This window comes from Flavobacterium sp. FG19 (assembly GCF_057809475.1).
This window is the reverse complement of record NZ_JBMDKA010000035.1, coordinates 37,774-56,192: the sequence shown is the minus strand read 5'-3', so window position 1 is coordinate 56,192 and position 18,419 is coordinate 37,774. Positions and strand designations below refer to the sequence as shown.

At 36.4% G+C, this 18,419-nt stretch carries 11 protein-coding genes; all 11 read left to right on the top strand.

The genetic code is table 11. The annotated features are described in order from the left end of the window. Positions 1-264 precede the first annotated feature (264 nt). The 11 genes from ACODST_RS24595 (at position 265) to ACODST_RS24545 (ending at position 18,338) form a co-directional block, all read left to right on the top strand. A complete protein-coding gene (locus ACODST_RS24595) occupies positions 265-1,449 on the top strand; it encodes an acetate/propionate family kinase (protein WP_488934740.1) in 1,185 nt (394 codons plus the stop codon). 31 nt (positions 1,450-1,480) lie between these two features. Further along, on the top strand, positions 1,481-1,906 hold the full coding sequence (locus tag ACODST_RS24590; RefSeq protein WP_488934739.1) for a DUF3995 domain-containing protein: 426 nt from the start codon (positions 1,481-1,483) through the stop codon (positions 1,904-1,906). 69 nt (positions 1,907-1,975) lie between these two features. Continuing rightward, positions 1,976-4,720, top strand: a complete 2,745-nt coding sequence (locus ACODST_RS24585) for a LuxR C-terminal-related transcriptional regulator (RefSeq protein ID WP_488934738.1) — start codon at positions 1,976-1,978, stop codon at positions 4,718-4,720. Positions 4,721-4,964: 244 nt separating this feature from the next. After that, positions 4,965-8,003, top strand: coding sequence for a SusC/RagA family TonB-linked outer membrane protein (locus ACODST_RS24580; RefSeq protein WP_488934737.1), 3,039 nt, complete (start codon positions 4,965-4,967; stop codon positions 8,001-8,003). Between the two features lie 4 nt (positions 8,004-8,007). Beyond that, a complete protein-coding gene (locus ACODST_RS24575; protein WP_488934736.1) occupies positions 8,008-9,462 on the top strand; it encodes a RagB/SusD family nutrient uptake outer membrane protein in 1,455 nt (484 codons plus the stop codon). A 72-nt stretch (positions 9,463-9,534) separates the two neighbouring features. Next, positions 9,535-10,908 (top strand): glucoamylase family protein, encoded by a 1,374-nt coding sequence (locus tag ACODST_RS24570; RefSeq protein ID WP_488934735.1) that lies wholly within the window; start codon positions 9,535-9,537, stop codon positions 10,906-10,908. Positions 10,909-10,917: 9 nt separating this feature from the next. Then, positions 10,918-11,634, top strand: coding sequence for a carboxylesterase family protein (locus tag ACODST_RS24565; RefSeq protein ID WP_488934734.1), 717 nt, complete (start codon positions 10,918-10,920; stop codon positions 11,632-11,634). Positions 11,635-11,650: 16 nt separating this feature from the next. Then, positions 11,651-13,951 (top strand): beta-glucosidase BglX, encoded by a 2,301-nt coding sequence (gene bglX / locus ACODST_RS24560; protein WP_488934733.1) that lies wholly within the window; start codon positions 11,651-11,653, stop codon positions 13,949-13,951. Between the two features lie 81 nt (positions 13,952-14,032). Further along, a complete protein-coding gene (locus ACODST_RS24555) occupies positions 14,033-14,818 on the top strand; it encodes a glycerophosphodiester phosphodiesterase family protein (protein WP_488934732.1) in 786 nt (261 codons plus the stop codon). A 32-nt stretch (positions 14,819-14,850) separates the two neighbouring features. Continuing rightward, the gene (locus tag ACODST_RS24550; RefSeq protein ID WP_488934731.1) at positions 14,851-16,779 is read left to right on the top strand and encodes a discoidin domain-containing protein; all 1,929 of its coding nucleotides are present in this window, start codon (positions 14,851-14,853) and stop codon (positions 16,777-16,779) included. A gap of 164 nt (positions 16,780-16,943) precedes the next feature. Beyond that, positions 16,944-18,338: a M20/M25/M40 family metallo-hydrolase gene (locus tag ACODST_RS24545; RefSeq protein ID WP_488934730.1), complete on the top strand. Its 1,395-nt coding sequence runs from the start codon at positions 16,944-16,946 to the stop codon at positions 18,336-18,338. Positions 18,339-18,419 lie beyond the last annotated feature (81 nt).

Sequence of the window (18,419 nt, the reverse complement as noted above, 5' to 3'; positions counted from 1 at the left end):
AGAATAAAAAATCCGTTTTGATCCGCGTCTTTACGAAGTAAATCCGCTTCATCCGCGTTCTGATCCTAACAATAACAATAATTAAAAATTGAGAATTAAAAATTAAAAAAATGAAGTGCGGTTGAGAGAGATTTGCTATTGCGAAAACGCAGATTTAGACAGATTTTATTTTTGAGAGAATAAAAAATCCGTTTCATCCGCGTGCCAGTGTCAGCAATAAAAAAAACTTAGTGACTTAGCGCCTTCGTGGCAAAAACATAAAAAATGAAAATACTAATAATAAACTCAGGAAGTTCCTCTATTAAATACCAATTAATGGTAATGCCGGCAAATGAAGTAATTTGTACCGGAATGATTGACAGGATTGGTTTAGAAACCTCAAATGTTACTTTTAAAACCCAGACAGCTGCCCATGAAGAGATTCTGCCTATTTTAACGCATAAAGTAGGTTTACAGAAAGTAGCCGATATGCTTCTGGATCCGGAGAAAGGAGTTATAAAATCAACCTCAGAAATTGCGGCAGTAGGACACAGGGTGGTGCACGGAGGAAGTTATTTCTCAGATACAACGGTCATTACCGAAGAAGTAAAAGATAAAATAAAAGAACTTTCCGAACTGGCTCCGCTTCATAATCCGGCACATTTAGTTGGTATAAACGTGGCTGAAGAAATCTTTGCTTCGGCAAAACAAGTGGCTGTTTTTGATACGGCTTTTCACCAGACCATTCCAGTAGAAGCTCATAAATATGCCATTCCTAATTACCTGCTCACAGAACATAAAGTTCGTGTGTACGGTTTTCACGGAACCAGTCACAAATATGTTTCAGAAAAAGCCATCAGTTATCTGCAGAAAAACGATAATATTATTACCATTCACTTAGGAAACGGCTGTAGTATGACCGCGGTAAAAAACGGAAAAAGTATCGATACTACCATGGGATTCTCACCGGCAAACGGTCTGGTTATGGGAACCCGTGCCGGAGATATTGATCAGTCCGTTATTTTTTATATGGTCAAAAATCTGGGGTATACTCCGGATGAAGTCAATTCGATTTTGCTAAAACAAAGCGGAATGCTCGGACTTACCGGGTACAGCGATCTTCGCGATATTGAAGCAAAAGCACAGGAAGGAAACAAAGACTGTCAGCTGGCTTTACTGCTGAATGCTTATCGAATAAAAAAAACAATTGGAGCTTATGCAGCGGCTTTAAATGGTTTAGATGCCATTGTATTTACCGCCGGAATTGGAGAAAATTCTTCATATATGAGAAAATTAATCTGTACGGATATGGATTATTTCGGAATTGAAATTGATAATGAGAAGAATCAGATCCGTTCTAAAGAAGTAAGGGAAATAAACTCAGCTCATTCGATTGTAAAAGTTTTGGTAGTTCCTACTGACGAAGAATTTGAAATTGCAAATCAGGTTTATCAATTATTAGAAAATTAGGTTTTTTTCTATTTTTAGAATATATCTTACAATGGCAAAAATTATAGCACTGATCTTGTTTTTGGTATTTCTATTACTATCCTTAGTTCATTTTTACTGGGCTTTTGGAGGTAAATGGGGAACGCAGGGAGTTTTCCCCACAAAGAATGATGCTGTTCCTGCAGGAAAACCAGGAGCAGCTGCTACTATAATTGTTGCCATTGTATTATTGGCATTTGGTATTTTTTATCTGATAAAAACAGGATTTCTGGATACAGAAATTCCGTTATGGCTTCATAAATACGGTTTATGGATTTTGACCGGGTTATTTCTTTTAAGAGCCGTAGGAGATTTCTATTATCTGGGATTTTTCAAGAAAATAAAGAATACCAGATTCGGGCAAAATGACACCCGTTTTTTTGCTCCATTATGTCTTATAATCAGTATTCTAACCTTTTTAATAATCGTTACAGCGTAAAAGCACTCCCTTCATTTCCGTTCGGAAATTCAATATTTGTCAGTATCTTTGGGATTAAAACCGAATATATTGAAAACGATACTTTTAAAATCATTTTTCTTCTTTTTCGTTGCTTTTCAAATACAGGCACAAGAATTACTTCCTTTCGTAGAAAACTATAATAAATCAGATTATCAGGGAGATAATCAAATCTGGAACGTGGCACAGGGCAGGGACAAGGCCATGTATTTTGCCAATAACCATTATTTGCTGCGGTACGACGGCGTTATCTGGGAAAAATATTCCTTACCCAATAAAACTATCATTCGTTCTATTTTAATAGAAGACGACCGTATTTACTCAGGTTCTTATAAAGAATTTGGTTACTGGTACAGAGAAAATGGTAAAATGCGTTATGTGTCGATTACCAAAAACCTTCGTCTTTTTGATGAAAAAGATAACGAAGAAATTTGGAAAATATTCAGATTTAAAGGCGCGTTGTATTTTCAGTCCTTTAACGATGTTTTCATTTATGACGGGAAAACCATCAAAAAAATAAAATTCCCTTTCTTAATATCCTATTGTTTTGTTGTTGATGACAATCTGTACGTAGCTTCAGTAGAAAAAGGACTTTTTAAAATGAATGGTTCGCGGATTGCCAATCCAAAAGGCTGGAACATTCTAAAAAATACCGTTGTACATGCCATCGAAAAATACAAAGGCGAAACCTATATTTTTACCCATAAAAAAGGAATTTTTATAGTCGAAAATAAGGGCTTAAGACCCTGGAACAATCCGTTGAATGAGACTTTGAAATCAAACGGAATCAATGTGGCTAAATTTATACGGAACAATAAATTAGTTGTAGGTACAGGAAATAAAGGTGTTTTTATTTATGATTTTACCAATAATACCTATAAAAATATCGACCGTAACAATGTCCTGATGAACAATTCGGTTTTAAGCATTGGTTTTGATAAAGAAGAGGATTTATGGCTGGGACTTGACAACGGAATTGCTCATGTTGAGGTTAATTCGCCCATTTCATTTTTTTATGACAATTCTGGTATACTAGGTTCTGTTTATTCCGTCGCCACAACTAAAAAAGGCTATTTGATTGCATCCAATCACGGAATTTTTGAGTTTGATTCCGGAAATTTTAAAATGCTTCCCAATACACAGGGACAGGGCTGGAATATCACCAAAATTGGCGATAAGTATATTATTGGACATAACGACGGAACATTTTGTTATGAAAATGGTACACTGACGAAAATAAATAATGTAAGCGGAGGCTGGAATTTATCAAAGAGTATTATTAATGACACTTATTTTCAATCTACTTACAGCGGAATTCTGGTATACGATAAGGCGGCAGACCTTAAACAGAGTAAAAAAATCAATGATATTTCAAAACCAATAAAATATGTAGCCCAGAATAAAAAAAATGAGATCTGGGCTGCCGATAATTACCGTGGTTTATACAGAGTACTTTTTGATGATAACTTCAAAACCCAAAAAGTTGAAAACATTACGCAGCAGAGCAAAATCAAAAATGATTTTGGGGTTAAGATTTTCGAATTTCGGGATGAGGTACTTTTTCTGATTAACGGCGTCTGGTATACTTTTAATTCTATTTCTGGCAGACTGGAAGAAAACGAATTGTTCAATTCCAATTTTAAAAACATCTCAGATGTTGTGGCTATAGACAAAGACCATTTTATGGTACTTCAGGAAGGGATTCTGTATCATATTTATTCGCACGACAGTAAGTTTGTATGGAATATTATTCAGGAGAAATATTATAAAGGCAAATTAATCAATGAAAACCTGCGTATTTTCAGAAGCCAGAATCATTATTTACTGAATCTCGACGATGGTTTTATTTCACTTCAGTTAGGATACGAGAACAAACAAAATAAAGGTGTTAAAGTCGAAGCTTATAACGACAATGAGCTGCTTGCCAGCGAAGGAAAGATAAAACACAATACAGAACTTCGTATCAATGTTATTTCCGGAATCTATGGAGCCAGTAAACCCAATTTGTTTTATCAGATTAATAAAGGCAAAAATTACATCCCCATTTCAAACGGAGCGATTGTTTTAAATAACCTGAGCAGCGGTTCCCATTCTATTGTCATTTTTAAACACGACGGAGCCAATTACGATAAAGTTTCCAGTTTTGATTTTAAAGTGGCGCAGCCCTGGTATTTCTCTTTCTGGATGATTTTCCTTTATTTACTAATAATAGCTGCTGTTTTATTCTTTTATTACAAATGGAATAAACTCCGCTATACGCAAAAATTAAAATTACAGGCCGAAGAATTAAAACACCAGCGTGAAATTCTGGAAATGGAATTAAAAAAAGAAAACGAACTGAATATTCAGGAATACGAAAAGCATATTTTAGAACTCGAACTGCAGGCTAAATCTTCAGAAGTAGCAGGAAAATCGCTTTCGATTGCCAAACAAAGTGAAATGATTGAGAATATTCAAAATATCCTCGATTCTGAAAAAGATTTCAACAAACTGAAAAGCGAAATCAAAAAGGCGATCAAAATAAACGAAGTAAACAAACACGAATGGGAAATATTTGAGACAAATTTGAATCAGATTCATAATGAGTTTATCATAAATCTTTCTAAAAAATACCCACATTTAACCCCTAAGGATATAAAACTTTGTGTTTATCTTAAAATGAACCTTTCTTCCAAAGAAATTGCACCTATGATGAACATCTCATTTAGAGGTGTAGAACTGCACAGATATCGCTTAAGAAAGAAATTAAACCTCACTCAGGACGAAAACCTGTCAAAGTTTTTATTAAGTCTGTAAGATTTGATTTTATTTTTTACGGATCTTATATTTTTAGATATTATTTTTTATAGAATTCTAATACATCATTACTACATCATAATGATATGTTAAGGAAAATTCTTTAACATTTAATTTATTGATTATCATTAGTCTATACGTTAATTTTAACATAATGATGTAGCTGTGTTGTAGTGGTATTTGATGTACTACAACGTTGTAATTGTGTAATTTGGCTCCACTAACTTAAACGATTACAAACTGTATGAAAAATTTTATTTTTAGCTTATTTGTGCTCTTAATGCTGCCAGCCTATATGTCTGGACAGGCACAGGCAATTAAAGGAAAAGTAGTAGACAGCAGCGGAATGGGGATTCCGGGTGCTATAATCTCTTCATCTGACGCCAGAGCAACTGCTGATGCAGATTTCGACGGAAACTTTACGATCAACGCAAAACCGGGAGACATTTTAAAAGTCTCTATGTTAGGTTTTGATGCAGTTTCTGTACCGGCAACGGCCGCACCAATGACTATTACCTTAAAAGAAGCAGGTGATACTGCTTTAAAAGAAGTAGTTGTTATTGGGTACGGAACAAGAAAAAAAGTAGACAATACTTCAGCGATCACTTCTTTACGATCTGAAGATGTTACCAAAACAAAAGTAATGAATGCCTCTCAGGCTATCCAGGGTAAAGCAGCCGGGGTTCAGGTATCTTCTTCTGATGCTCCCGGAAGTACACCTTCTGTAGTAATCAGAGGTTTGGGTACGGCTTTAGGAGGAAGAAGTCCTTTATATATTGTAGATGGTATGCCAACAGAGAACATCAACAATATTAATACAAACGATATTACTTCTTATGAAATTTTAAAAGATGCTTCAGCATTAGCTATTTACGGTACAAGAGCTGCTAATGGGGTAATTATTATTACTACTAAAAAAGGTAAAGGTGATAAAGTATCTGTTGAGATTGAAAGTTTTGCCGGTTTTAGACAGCCGCTTAAAAAGGTAAAAATGGCAAACGGAAACCAATATGCTGCTTATTCAAATGCTGCATTAGGAACTAACACGTTTGCTGCTAATCAGTCCGTAAATACAAACTGGTTAGATGAAATTACAAGAACAGGATCGTATACTCAGAATAATATTTCGATTTCAGGAGCTTCAGAAAATATTAAGTATTTCTTTAGTGCTGGAAATTATGAAGAGAAAGCAATTTTAAATGGTCTGGATTATGGACGTACTACTTTTAGAAATAACAATGAGTTTAAATTGTCTAAAAAAGTAACACTAAGCCAGAACTTTAGTTTTACTTCAGCTAATTCTACTCCAAAACCTTTGGGAGCTTTTACAAATGCTTATAAGCAGTCTCCTATCGTACCAGTTCGTTTTGCAGATGGACAATACGGGGTTTCCCGTGTAGATGCAAACGGTGTTGCTGCTCCTGTTGGATCATCATTTAACAATGTTGGAAATCCTGTTGCTCAATTAGATTTTTATGATGAGCGACAAAAAAGTATTACTCTTCAGGGAGGATTAAAATTAGATTACGAAATTATCAAAGGATTAAAATTTACTTCTCAGTTTAATGGAGAATATTATACATGGAATCAATATAATTTCGAAGATAAACAGGGGATCTGGATGGCTGCAAACCCTAATACTACAGAGGCAGACTATGTTGCGACTCACGCATCAGACCCGGTTAATTTATTAACAAGAGGAAGAGAACAGTACTTTAACTGGAACTTATCTAATTATTTTACATACAATAAAGTTTTTGCAGACATACACGATATTGAGGTAACTGCAGGTATGGAGGTTTCTGTAAAAGGACCAAAAGAAACTTTAACAATTGCAAGAAAAAATGTAAGTGAAAATTCAAACTATTGGTCTTTATACAATGCTAAAGATGCAAAAGGTGTTGAATATGTAGCGGATATCACTAGTTTATATGACATAAAATATAACGAAAGCAGATTAGCTTCTTATTTTGGACGTTTCCAGTATAAATTAATGGACAAGTATTTATTTACCGGAACTATCAGACGTGACGGATCTTCAAATTTTGCTAAAGATTACCGCTGGGGAACTTTCCCGTCGTTTGGTTTAGGATGGGTGCTTACCAAAGAAAGTTTCTTGTCTGATGTTAAGGGAATTAACTTAATTAAATTAAGAGGAAGCTGGGGTAAATTAGGAAATCAGAATGTTCCTTTAAATACTCAGGCTTATGCTTCTGGTCTTAATGCTTACTTAGGAGGTTCTATTTTATATCAGGGAACAACAATCAGCTCTCAAATTGATCCAAGTTTATCGTGGGAGGTTACAGAAGAAACTTCTGCAGGTATTGATTTTGAATTATTAGATAACAGATTAACAGGAGCCTTTGATGTATACGACAAAAATACCAACAATGTTATTTTAAATACAAAACCATATGTAACATCAGGTATGACAATTTCAACTCCTGCACACGTAGGTGAAGTTTCTAATAAAGGTTTTGAGATTGCTTTACGCTGGGAAGATAAAATTTCAGATAATTTGAGTTACTGGGTTGGAGGAAACTTCTCTCACAATAAAAATGAACTTTCAGGATTAAAAGATTTTGATATTTCACCAGTTATTGGAGGTAATCTTGGAAATGGACAAGACACCAAAATGCTTAACAAGACATCAGTTGGCCAGCCATTAGGAAGTTTTTACTTATACGAATACGCGGGTATAGATCCGGCTAATGGTAAAATGCTGTACTACAATGCTGCAGGAGAAAAAGTGACTCAGAATTTACTGGATGCAACTACAGACAAAAAATATGTGGGTTCAATTTTACCAAAAAACAACTATGGAGTTACTTTAGGATTGAATTACAAAAACATTGATTTTTCTGTTGACGGTTATGGTACTGGCGGTGCTAAAGTTTATAACGGTAAAAAAGCACAGCGTTTTACAGGTGAAAACATTGAAGCTTCTTTAACAAACAACTACTGGACGGCATCAAACACGACAGCTTCAAATCCGGCACCATTTAACGAAGTACCGGTTGCTTCAACCTATTATATGGAATCAGGAGATTTCTTTAGAATCAATAACATCACTTTAGGATACAAACTTCCTTTAAACGAGAATGGTTTTATCAGCTACTGCAGATTGTATGTAAATGCAATTAATCCATTTATTACGCAGAAATTCTCAGGTTTTTCACCTGAATTAAATGGAGACGGTAATCCTTACGGAACTCAGGGGGTTGAGCTTGATGCTTATCCAACATTAAGATCTTTCGTTTTTGGTGCTAATTTAAAATTTTAATATTATGAAAAAGATATATATATCAATGTTTGCTCTGTCAGCATTATTCTTTACAGGATGCGCAGATGATTTTTTAGATGTTGATTCAACACAAGCTATTCCAACATCAGACGTTGAGTTATACAATACCGATAGTGGGGCTAAAACATTTGTTACTTCAATTTACAGTAAATTTCTGGATTGGGATATGAGTTCATTTGGCTGGATTGGTTTAGCCAGTATTACTTCAGATGATGCTGATAAAGGTTCTTCTCCCGGAGATACCGGAACAGACAAAGATGTTTTGGATGCCTTAACCTATAACGCATCAAATCCATCTGCTGAGAGTACTTTTGTCGCTCAGTATGACGGTATTAACAGATGTAACCAGGCTTTGGAGATGATTCCAAAATTGGATAAAGCGAATTCGGCATTAAGAGAAAGATTAATGGGAGAAGCTAAATTTTTAAGAGCTTTCATGTATTTTACTCTGGTAAAATGTTACGGAGGAGTACCTATTGTAGATCGTTTACAAAATCCAACATCTGAAGAAGATAAAAAGATGCTTTTGACCCGAAGAACTGCTGCAGAGGTATATGCTTTTATTGAAAAAGATTTAGAAGAAGCCATTGCTGTTTTACCAAACAGATCAGCTTATGCTGCTGATGAAAAAGCAAGAGCATCAAAAGGAGCTGCTTATGCATTGTTAGCAAAAGTAAACCTGTATCAGAAAAACTGGCAGAAAGTGGTGGACAATTGTAATTTAATTACAGGTTACAGCCTTAATCCAAGTTATGCTAAAATGTTTAGACTGGAAGGTGAAAACGATGTGGAATCTATTTTCGAAATAAACGGAAACGGTGCAGTACCGACTAAAGGAATTGCAGGATACTCAAACACTCAGGGTGCTCGTGGTGCCGGAGGATGGGGATGGGGATTCAATGTTCCGTCACAAAGTTTATTAAATGCATACGAAACTGGAGATGTTAGAAAAGACGCTACCATTATTTTTAGAAATTCGACTTTATACGATGGAAGAGTTGTACCTGAAACAGTTGAAAACCCAATGTATAATTTTAAAGCTTATTCTTCTTCATACACTGATGCATGGGAAACCGATGCCAATATCAAATATTTAAGATATGGTGAAGTACTTTTAATGAAAGCGGAAGCTTTAAATGAATTAGGACAAACTTCAGAAGCTATTCCGTTATTAAACCAAATCAGACACAGAGCTGGATTAGGTGATACTCCTGCAGTTTCTCAGGCAGATGTTAGAACAGCAATCTGGAAAGAAAGAAGAGTAGAACTAGCTTTTGAGTTCGACAGATTCTTTGACCTGGTAAGAACAGGACAGGCTAAAGCCGCTTTTGAAGCAGACGGAAAAGTGTTTACAGAAGGTAAAAATGAATTATTCCCTATTCCGGCATCATTCATTCTTCAGGCTGATGGTTTATCAGATCAAAACCCTGGTTATTAATCAAAAACTTAAAATCACTTCCTTCAGGTTTCTGAGGGAAGTGATTCTTTTTTCAATATTTAATTTTTTATAATGATTCGAATTTCAGTTTTATTTTTAGCTTTTGCTGTTTTTAGCTGTGGCTCCAATGCAGACAAATCAAAGGATGCACAGGAAAATAATACTACACCGGCTGCATTAACAGACGAACAGCTTATTGATGCTGTTCAGAAACAAACTTTTAAATACTTCTGGGATTATGCAGAACCTAATTCCGGATTAGCAAGAGAACGTTACCATCCAGACGGGAATTATCCTGAAAACGATTCTAATATTGTTACTACAGGAGGTTCAGGATTTGGGTTAATGGCCCTTGTTTCAGGAATGTCGCAAGGTTATATTACAAAAGAACAAGGTGTTGAAAGACTTAACAAAATAGCAGATTTTTTAGACAAAGCAGATCGTTTTCATGGAGCATGGTCACATTGGATTGACGGAAATACAGGAAAGGTAAAACCTTTTGGAACCAAGGATAACGGAGGCGATTTAGTCGAAACCTCATTTTTGGTTGCAGGAATGATTACCGTTCGTGAATATCTTAAAGACGGCTCTGAAAAAGAAAAAGCAGTGGCTCAAAAATACGATGCACTTTGGAAAGGGGTAGACTGGCAGTGGTACACCAACAATAAAAATGTTCTGTACTGGCACTGGTCACCTAATTATGCCTGGGAAATGAATTTTCCATTACAAGGTTACAACGAATGTCTGATTACCTATGTCATGGCAGCTTCTTCACCAACACATACAATCGATGCTAAGGCTTATCATGAAGGCTGGGCCAGAAGCGGCGGTATAGTTTCATCTAAAACCCAATACAATATTCCACTGATCTTAAAACACAATGGAGCCGAAGATTTTGGCGGGCCTTTATTCTGGGCGCATTATTCTTATGTAGGTTTAGATCCGAATCAATTAAGTGATAAATATGCCAATTACTGGGATCTGAATGTAAACCAGACTAAAATCAATTATGAGTATTGTGTAAAAAATCCAAAGAAATATAAAGACTACGGGAAAGATTATTGGGGATTAACGGCCTCTTATTCCAGAAACGAGGACGGTTCGATAGGTTACAATGCACACATGCCAAGCAATGACCAGGGCGTAATTTCGCCAACGGCAGCAATCAGTTCTATAGTATATACACCGAAAGAATCAATTGCTTTAATGAGGAACCTTTATGAAAATCATAAAGTAGAAACCTGGGGTTATGCCGGTTTTTACGATGCTTTGAGTTTAGGGAATAACTGGGTCGCAAAACGCTATCTGGCTATTGATCAGGGACCGGAAGCAGTGATGCTCGAAAATTACCGTACAGGTTTATTATGGAAATTATTTATGAATGCGCCTGAGGTGAAACAAGGATTAACAAAACTTGGATTTAAATCAGGTAAATACGGGATTTAAGATACGGTTATGATCAGGTATAAATTAGCTTTACTGGTACTGCTTACATCGTTTTTTGGTTTTGCGCAAAGCGAAATAAACGGGAAAATAAAGACAGTTATTGTAACTAATTATGAATTAGGCTACTCATTGCATAAACCGGCTAATACAAAAGAGAAAAAACCTTTAATCGTTTTTATTTCCGGTGATGGCGAAAAGGGAACAGATATTGAAAAAGTAAAAATTCATGGACCTTTAAAATATCTTAAGACACATACATTAGATGCTTATGTTGTAGCCCCGCAGTGTAAGGAAGATGAAAACTGGAGTATTGAATCGATTTATGAACTCATTTTAAAAGTTCAGAAAGAAAACAAAATTGATCCGGACAGAATATACGTTACTGGTTTAAGTTCCGGTGGATGGGCAGCCTGGAATCTGGCACTTTCGTATCCTGATAAATTTGCGGCAATTGTTCCAATTTCAGGTTTTGTCGATTTAATTCAGTTAGAAAGTGTGTGCAAAATTGCAGCCATTCCAACCCGGATTTTTCACGGTTTACAAGATGATGTAGTTAGTGTAGATTATGCCGTAAACGTATACAGGGAATTAAAAAAATGTAATGCTAAAGATGTAAAGCTGACCATTTTTGATGATGCGGGACATGACAGCTGGACAAGGGTTTACGATAACCCGGAAATTTATGACTGGATGTTTAAACAGATCAAATCAAATACGAACAAATAAATAAAATCAAATTAGAATGAAAAACAAATTAGTCTTACTTTTTTTAGGATGTGCTGTTTTGGGTTACGCTCAAAAAAAGAGCACAAAGAGTACAGTAAAGATTAAACCTAAGTCGGAGTTTGTAGCAGAATTGATGTCAAAAATGACATTAGACGAGAAATTAGGACAGTTAAATTTACCAACATCCGGTGATATTACAACAGGGCAGGGAAACAGCTCTAATGTGGCAAAAAATATTGCAGAAGGAAAAGTAGGCGGTTTATTCAATATAAAATCAGTACAAAAAATTAAAGAAGTACAAAAAATTGCCGTTGAAAAGAGCCGTTTAAAAATTCCGCTGCTCTTTGGTATGGACGTTATCCACGGTTACGAAACAACCTTTCCAATTCCGTTAGGATTATCCTGTACATGGGACATGGCTTTAATTGAAAGAAGTGCACAAATTGCAGCAAAAGAAGCCAGTGCAGACGGAATCAACTGGACTTTTTCGCCAATGGTTGACGTTTCCCGTGATCCTCGCTGGGGAAGAGTTTCTGAAGGTTCAGGAGAAGATCCGTATTTGGGAAGCCAGATTGCAAAAGCAATGGTTAACGGGTACCAGCAGCACGACCTTTCAAAAAACAACTCCATTTTAGCCTGTGTAAAACATTTTGCATTATACGGTGCTCCTGAAGCAGGCCGTGATTACAACACAGTAGACATGAGTCATATCAGAATGTTTAATGATTATTTCCCTCCTTACAAAGCGGCAGTTGATGCCGGAGTAGGTTCTGTAATGGCATCTTTTAATGAAGTTGACGGAATCCCGGCAACCGGAAGTAAATGGTTAATGACCGATGTATTAAGAAAACAATGGGGTTTCAAAGGATTTGTAGTGACAGATTATACCGGAATTCCTGAAATGATCGAACACGGAATGGGGAATCTTCAGGACGTTTCGGCTTTAGCTTTAAATGCCGGGGTTGAAATGGATATGGTTGGAGAAGGTTTCTTAGGCACTTTGAAAAAATCTTTAGAAGAGAAAAGAGTTACAATCGAAACGATTGACAATGCCGTAAGACTTATTCTGGAAGCCAAATACGATTTAGGCTTATTCCAGGACCCTTACAAATACTGCGATGAAAAAAGAGCAAAAACAGAAATTTTTACAGCAGACAGCCGAAAAGAAGCTCGTCAGATTGCTGCACAGTCTTTAGTATTGTTAAAAAACCAAAACCAGCTTTTACCTCTTAAAAAATCAGGAACTATTGCGCTTATCGGGCCATTAGCTGATGCCAAAGAAAACATGCCGGGAACCTGGAGTGTAGCTACTAAAATGGAAAATGCCGTGTCTTTATTAGCCGGAATCAAAGAAGTAGCAGGAGCTTCAACAAAAGTATTGTATGCTAAAGGAAGTAATTTAGATTACGATGAAACTTTTGAAACCAATGCTACCATGTTTGGAAAAACATTACACCGTGATTCACGTTCAAAAGAAGAATTACTGGCAGAAGCATTAAAAGTGGCCCAGCAGTCAGATGTAATTGTAGCAGCTCTTGGAGAATCAGCTGAAATGAGCGGTGAATCCAGCAGTCGTACCAACTTAGAAATTCCTCAGGCACAAAAAGATCTTTTAAATGCATTGTTAAAAACAGGAAAACCGGTTGTTGTAGTATTATTTGACGGTCGTCCGTTAGTAATTACAGAAGAAGAAAAAACAGTTCCGGCCATTTTAAATGCCTGGTTTGCCGGAACAGAAGCAGGATATGCCATTGCAGATGTTTTATTTGGAGATGTAAACCCTTCAGGAAAATTAACATCAACTTTCCCAAGAAGTGTTGGACAGTTACCAATTTACTACGCACATAAAAATACAGGAAGACCGCTTTCTAATACCGAAGGTAAATTCGAAAAATTCAGATCAAATTATATTGATGAAAGAAATGAACCTTTATTCCCATTTGGATTCGGTTTAAGTTATACCGCTTTTGATTATTCAAATTTGAAAATTTCTGCTGATAAAATGAACTTCAGCGGAAAATTGAAAGTAACAGTTGATGTAGCCAATACCGGAGATTTTGACGGAAAAGAAACAGTTCAGTTATACATTAGAGATGTAGTTGGTTCAGTAACAAGACCAGTTAGAGAATTAAAAGGTTTTCAGAAAATAACACTTAAAAAAGGTGAAAAACAAACCGTAACTTTTGACATTACGGTTGAAGATTTAAAATTTTATAACTCTGATTTACAATTTGCAGCAGAGCCTGGACAGTTTGATATTTTCGTTGGAGGAAATTCAGCTGCCGACAAGAAAGTTAGTTTTGAGTTAACTAAATAGTTGGTTTATTGATTAGTTAAAAGCCCTTCGTATGGAGGGCTTTTTTTTAAACTAAGAAGCCTCTTTGTAATTACGTTTATTATGAATATTTCTAAAATATACCGCCTTATCAGCTTTTTGCCGGCTGTTATTCTTTTCTCTTCCTGCTGTACAAAACAAAATGCAATTGTAGCCCACAGAGGTGCGTGGGAAAAGAATAATCTGCCCGAAAATTCTATCGCATCATTAAGACATGCTATTGATTTAAAATTGCCTGGTTCTGAATTTGACGTTTGGAGAACTGCCGATGATTCGCTTATCATTAATCACGATGCACATTATAACAAGCTGCTTATTGAAGAAACTGCTTATGCTGATTTAATAAAATTCAAACTTTCAAACGGAGAGAAACTGCCTACTTTACACGAATATATTACAGAAGGCAAAAAAAAAAACAAACAAACGCTTTTGGTCTGCGAAATCAAACCTTCGGAAATCAGTAAGGACCGAGGGAAAAAGACCGCTGTAATGGCTGTCGAGATGATTAAGAAACTGAAAGCCGATAAAAATACCTGTTATATCAGTTTTGATTATGAGATTTTAAAACAAATCAGAACAATAGATTCTAAAACTTCTCTGCAGTATCTGGAAGGCAATAAATCGCCGAAGGAAGTAAAAAACGATCAGATCAACGGAGTTGATTATCATTATTCCGTTTTTAAAAAACACCCGGAATGGATTAAAGAAGCAAAGGAAAACAAGGTTATTTTGAATGCCTGGACAGTAAACGAAGCTTCAGATATGGACTGGATTATAGAACATAAATTCAATTATATCACTACAAACGAACCCGAACTTTTAAGCGAAAGAGTACAAATTAAAAAATAACCTTTTTCGACTTTATCTAATACTCTTTTATCATGAAAAAATTATATAAACAGCTCATGCTGCCGGTTATTCTATGCACTGCACTCTGCAGCAGCATTGAGGCACAAAACAAAGCCAATTCAGGTAAAACAGAATGGTTTGATCCTGCCAGACCGGCCACGACCTATTGTAACCCAATCAATATTGGCTACAATTATACGACCCACAATCATAACGGAATTCCGGAATCGCGCCGTTCCAGTGCCGATCCGGTAATCATTACTTACAAAGGCGAGTACTATTTATTTGCGACCAATCAGGCCGGATTTTTTTGGAGTAAAGATATGTCAGACTGGAATTTTGTATACGGAAGTTTTCAAAGGCAGCCGGGCGACGATGATCAGTGTGCGCCTGCGGCATGGGTAGTAAACGACACTTTGTTTTACGTAGGTTCAACCTGGAAAAGAGACCACCCGATCTGGAAAACTGCCGATCCAAAATCAGGAAGATGGACACGCCATGTAGACAAAGCCATGCTGCCAACCTGGGATCCGGCTATTTTTCAGGACGATGATAAAAAGGTATACATGTATTACGGTTCCAGCGGAAAACTGCCTTTGGTAGGTGTTGAGGTGGATTATAATACCTGGCTTCCAAAAGGAAATCAGGCGGATTATGCTGCTTTATACAAAGCAACAGAAGTTGAAGATATTCAAAAAACTTACGGACAGATCAAAGAAGTTGCCATTCTTGAACCTTCAGCTCATGGCTGGGAACGGTTTGGGCCTAATAATGATATGGAGCCTGCGCCCTGGGGAAACTTTATTGAAGGCGCCTGGATGACCAAACACAACGGAAAATACTATATGCAGTACGGTGCACCGGCAACTGAATTTAAAGGATATGCCAATGGTGTTCATGTGGGAGATAATCCATTAGGGCCGTTTATTTATCAAAAGCACAATCCAATGTCCTATAAACCGGGAGGGTTTGTAATTGGAGCCGGACACGGAAATACTTTTGCCGATAATTATGGCAATTACTGGAACACCGGAACCTGTAAAATCTCTATTAAAGACCGTTTTGAACGCCGTATTGATATGTTTCCTGCGGGATTTGATAAAGATGATGTGATGTATTCGATTACGTCTTACGGCGATTTTCCAATTGTACTGCCAACAGGCCAGCGTGACCAGACTAAAGGAGCTTCTGCAGGCTGGATGCTGCTTTCGTACAAAAAACCTGTTACGGTTTCTTCGTCTGAAGACTGTATGGAAGTGGAAACACACCGAATGGACAATGGCGGAAAAAAAGTATACGAGAAATTCTGTTACGGACCTGAAAATTTAACCGATGAAAACATTCAGACTTACTGGTCGGCTAAAACCAGTAATCCGGGAGAATGGCTTCAGATGGATTTAGGAAGACCGATGGAAATAAAGGCCTTACAGATTAATTATGCCGATCATAAAGCCACACAGTACAATAAAGCCATGGATATTTATTATCAGTACAAAATTTATATGTCAGATGATGCCCAAAACTGGACGCTGGTTGTAGATAAATCTAAAAACGATAAAGACGCTCCGCATGACTATGTTGAGCTTGCAAAACCGTTTAAAGCCCGTTATATCAAAATGGAAAATATCCACAATGCATCCGGATTATTTGCGATTTCAGATTTCAGGGTTTTTGGAAACGGACTGGCCGAAAAACCAAAAGCGGTTTCTTCTTTTAAAGTAGACCGGAACAAAGCGGATTCCCGAAATGCTATGATTTCATGGAAAAAACAAAGTGATGCCGCAGGATATACTATTTATTACGGAATTGCTCCTGATAAACTTTATAACAGTATTATGGTTTACGGAGAAAATACATATGATTTCAGAGGTCTCGATAAAGGAACAAAGTATTATTTTACAATTGAAGCCTTTAACGAAAACGGAATCGGTTTAAAAAATAAGATTATCGAAGTAAAGTAATTTTTAATTACTGAATTTACAAAAGCCCTGACTGCAAATTGAAGAATTTGTAATTAGGGCTTTTTTCATAAAAAGGCTGAGGAAAAAACCTGACATTTCTACAGATTTTTTGTTTCTTTGTGAGATAAGCCCAAAAAAGCATAACCCAAAAAGGTATTAAAATTATGAAAAAGACGATTCTTTTAACTGCCCTAGTTATAAACGGATTGACCGCATCTTTTGCTCAGACAAATGATGAAAAAAACATTAAATTATTCTATAAAAAGGCCCTGACCGAAGCAAAGTGTTATTCATGGTTAGAATACTTGTCCAATGATATCGGACCTCGTTTATCCGGTTCAAAAGGTGCTGCAGAAGCAGTAGAGTATACGAAAAGACAATTAGAAAATATAGGTCTTGACAAAGTGTATTTGCAGGAAGTAATGGTACCTCACTGGGTTCGCGGCGAAAAAGAAACTGCTTATATTTTAGACGGAAAAGTAAAAACAACAGTGCCGATCTGCGCTTTAGGAGCTTCTGTTGCCACTCCAAAAACAGGCCTTACGGCTGAAGTAATCGAAGTTAAGGGAATAAAAGAACTTAATGAACTTGGAGCGGATAAAGTAAAAGGAAAAATTGTGTTTTATAACCGACCAATGGATCCTGAAAATATTGAAACCTTTACTTCTTACGGTGCCTGTGTTGACCAAAGATATGCCGGTGCAAAAGAAGCCGCAAAGTTAGGAGCAGTTGGAACTATTGTACGTTCTATGAACCTTCGCTTAGACGATTTCCCGCATACAGGAAATCAGAGTTATGGTGATTTACCAAAAGAACAATATATCCCAACAGCAGCAATCAGTACAAATGGTGCAGAATTGTTAAGTAAATCGTTGAGAAGAAATCCAGCTTTAAAATTCTATTTTAAACAATCCTGTGAAACGCTGCCGGATGCTTTGTCATACAACGTAGTTGGTGAACTTACCGGAACGGTAACACCGGAAAATATTATGGTAGTAGGCGGTCACTTAGATTCCTGGGACTTGGCTGATGGTTCTCATGACGACGGCGCAGGAGTAGTGCAGAGTATGGAAGCCATCCGTATTTTGAAAAACTTAAACTACAAACCTAAAAATACAATTCGTGTTGTATTGTTTATGAATGAAGAAAACGGAGGACGCGGAGGTGCTAAATACGAAGAAGTTTCCAAACAAAAGAACGAGAACCATATTTTTGCTTTAGAAAGTGATTCGGGAGGATTTTCTCCAAGAGGATTTTCAATTGAAGCAGATGATGCCAATCTGAAAAAAATACAAGGATTTAAAGACTTTTTTGAGCCTTATTTAGTACACAGTTTTACCATTGGCCATGCAGGTTCAGATATTAGTCATTTAACTTCTAAGGCAATTGTGAAAGCAGGTTTAAAACCGGATTCACAACGTTACTTTGATTACCACCACGCAGCAAATGATAAATTTGATGCAATTAACAAAAGAGAATTAGAATTGGGCGCTGCAACCATGACTTCTTTGATGTATTTAATTGACCAAAACGGAATCGAATTGCCAAAAGCAAACTAAGATTTTTAAAATCGATATAGAAAATAGGCTGTCATTTTGTGACAGCCTATTTTTTTTATAGAAATAATCTTAGAGGAATAA

Bases quoted from the DNA above. Each gene is read 5' to 3' on its own strand.
- ACODST_RS24595 (WP_488934740.1), top strand. From the start codon at position 265: ATGAAAATACTAATAATAAACTCAGGAAGTTCCTCTATTAAATACCAA.
- ACODST_RS24590 (WP_488934739.1), top strand. From the start codon at position 1,481: ATGGCAAAAATTATAGCACTGATCTTGTTTTTGGTATTTCTATTACTA.
- ACODST_RS24565 (WP_488934734.1), top strand. From the start codon at position 10,918: ATGATCAGGTATAAATTAGCTTTACTGGTACTGCTTACATCGTTTTTT.
- ACODST_RS24580 (WP_488934737.1), top strand. From the start codon at position 4,965: ATGAAAAATTTTATTTTTAGCTTATTTGTGCTCTTAATGCTGCCAGCC.
- ACODST_RS24570 (WP_488934735.1), top strand. From the start codon at position 9,535: ATGATTCGAATTTCAGTTTTATTTTTAGCTTTTGCTGTTTTTAGCTGT.
- ACODST_RS24545 (WP_488934730.1), top strand. From the start codon at position 16,944: ATGAAAAAGACGATTCTTTTAACTGCCCTAGTTATAAACGGATTGACC.
- ACODST_RS24550 (WP_488934731.1), top strand. From the start codon at position 14,851: ATGAAAAAATTATATAAACAGCTCATGCTGCCGGTTATTCTATGCACT.
- ACODST_RS24555 (WP_488934732.1), top strand. From the start codon at position 14,033: ATGAATATTTCTAAAATATACCGCCTTATCAGCTTTTTGCCGGCTGTT.
- bglX (WP_488934733.1), top strand. From the start codon at position 11,651: ATGAAAAACAAATTAGTCTTACTTTTTTTAGGATGTGCTGTTTTGGGT.
- ACODST_RS24575 (WP_488934736.1), top strand. From the start codon at position 8,008: ATGAAAAAGATATATATATCAATGTTTGCTCTGTCAGCATTATTCTTT.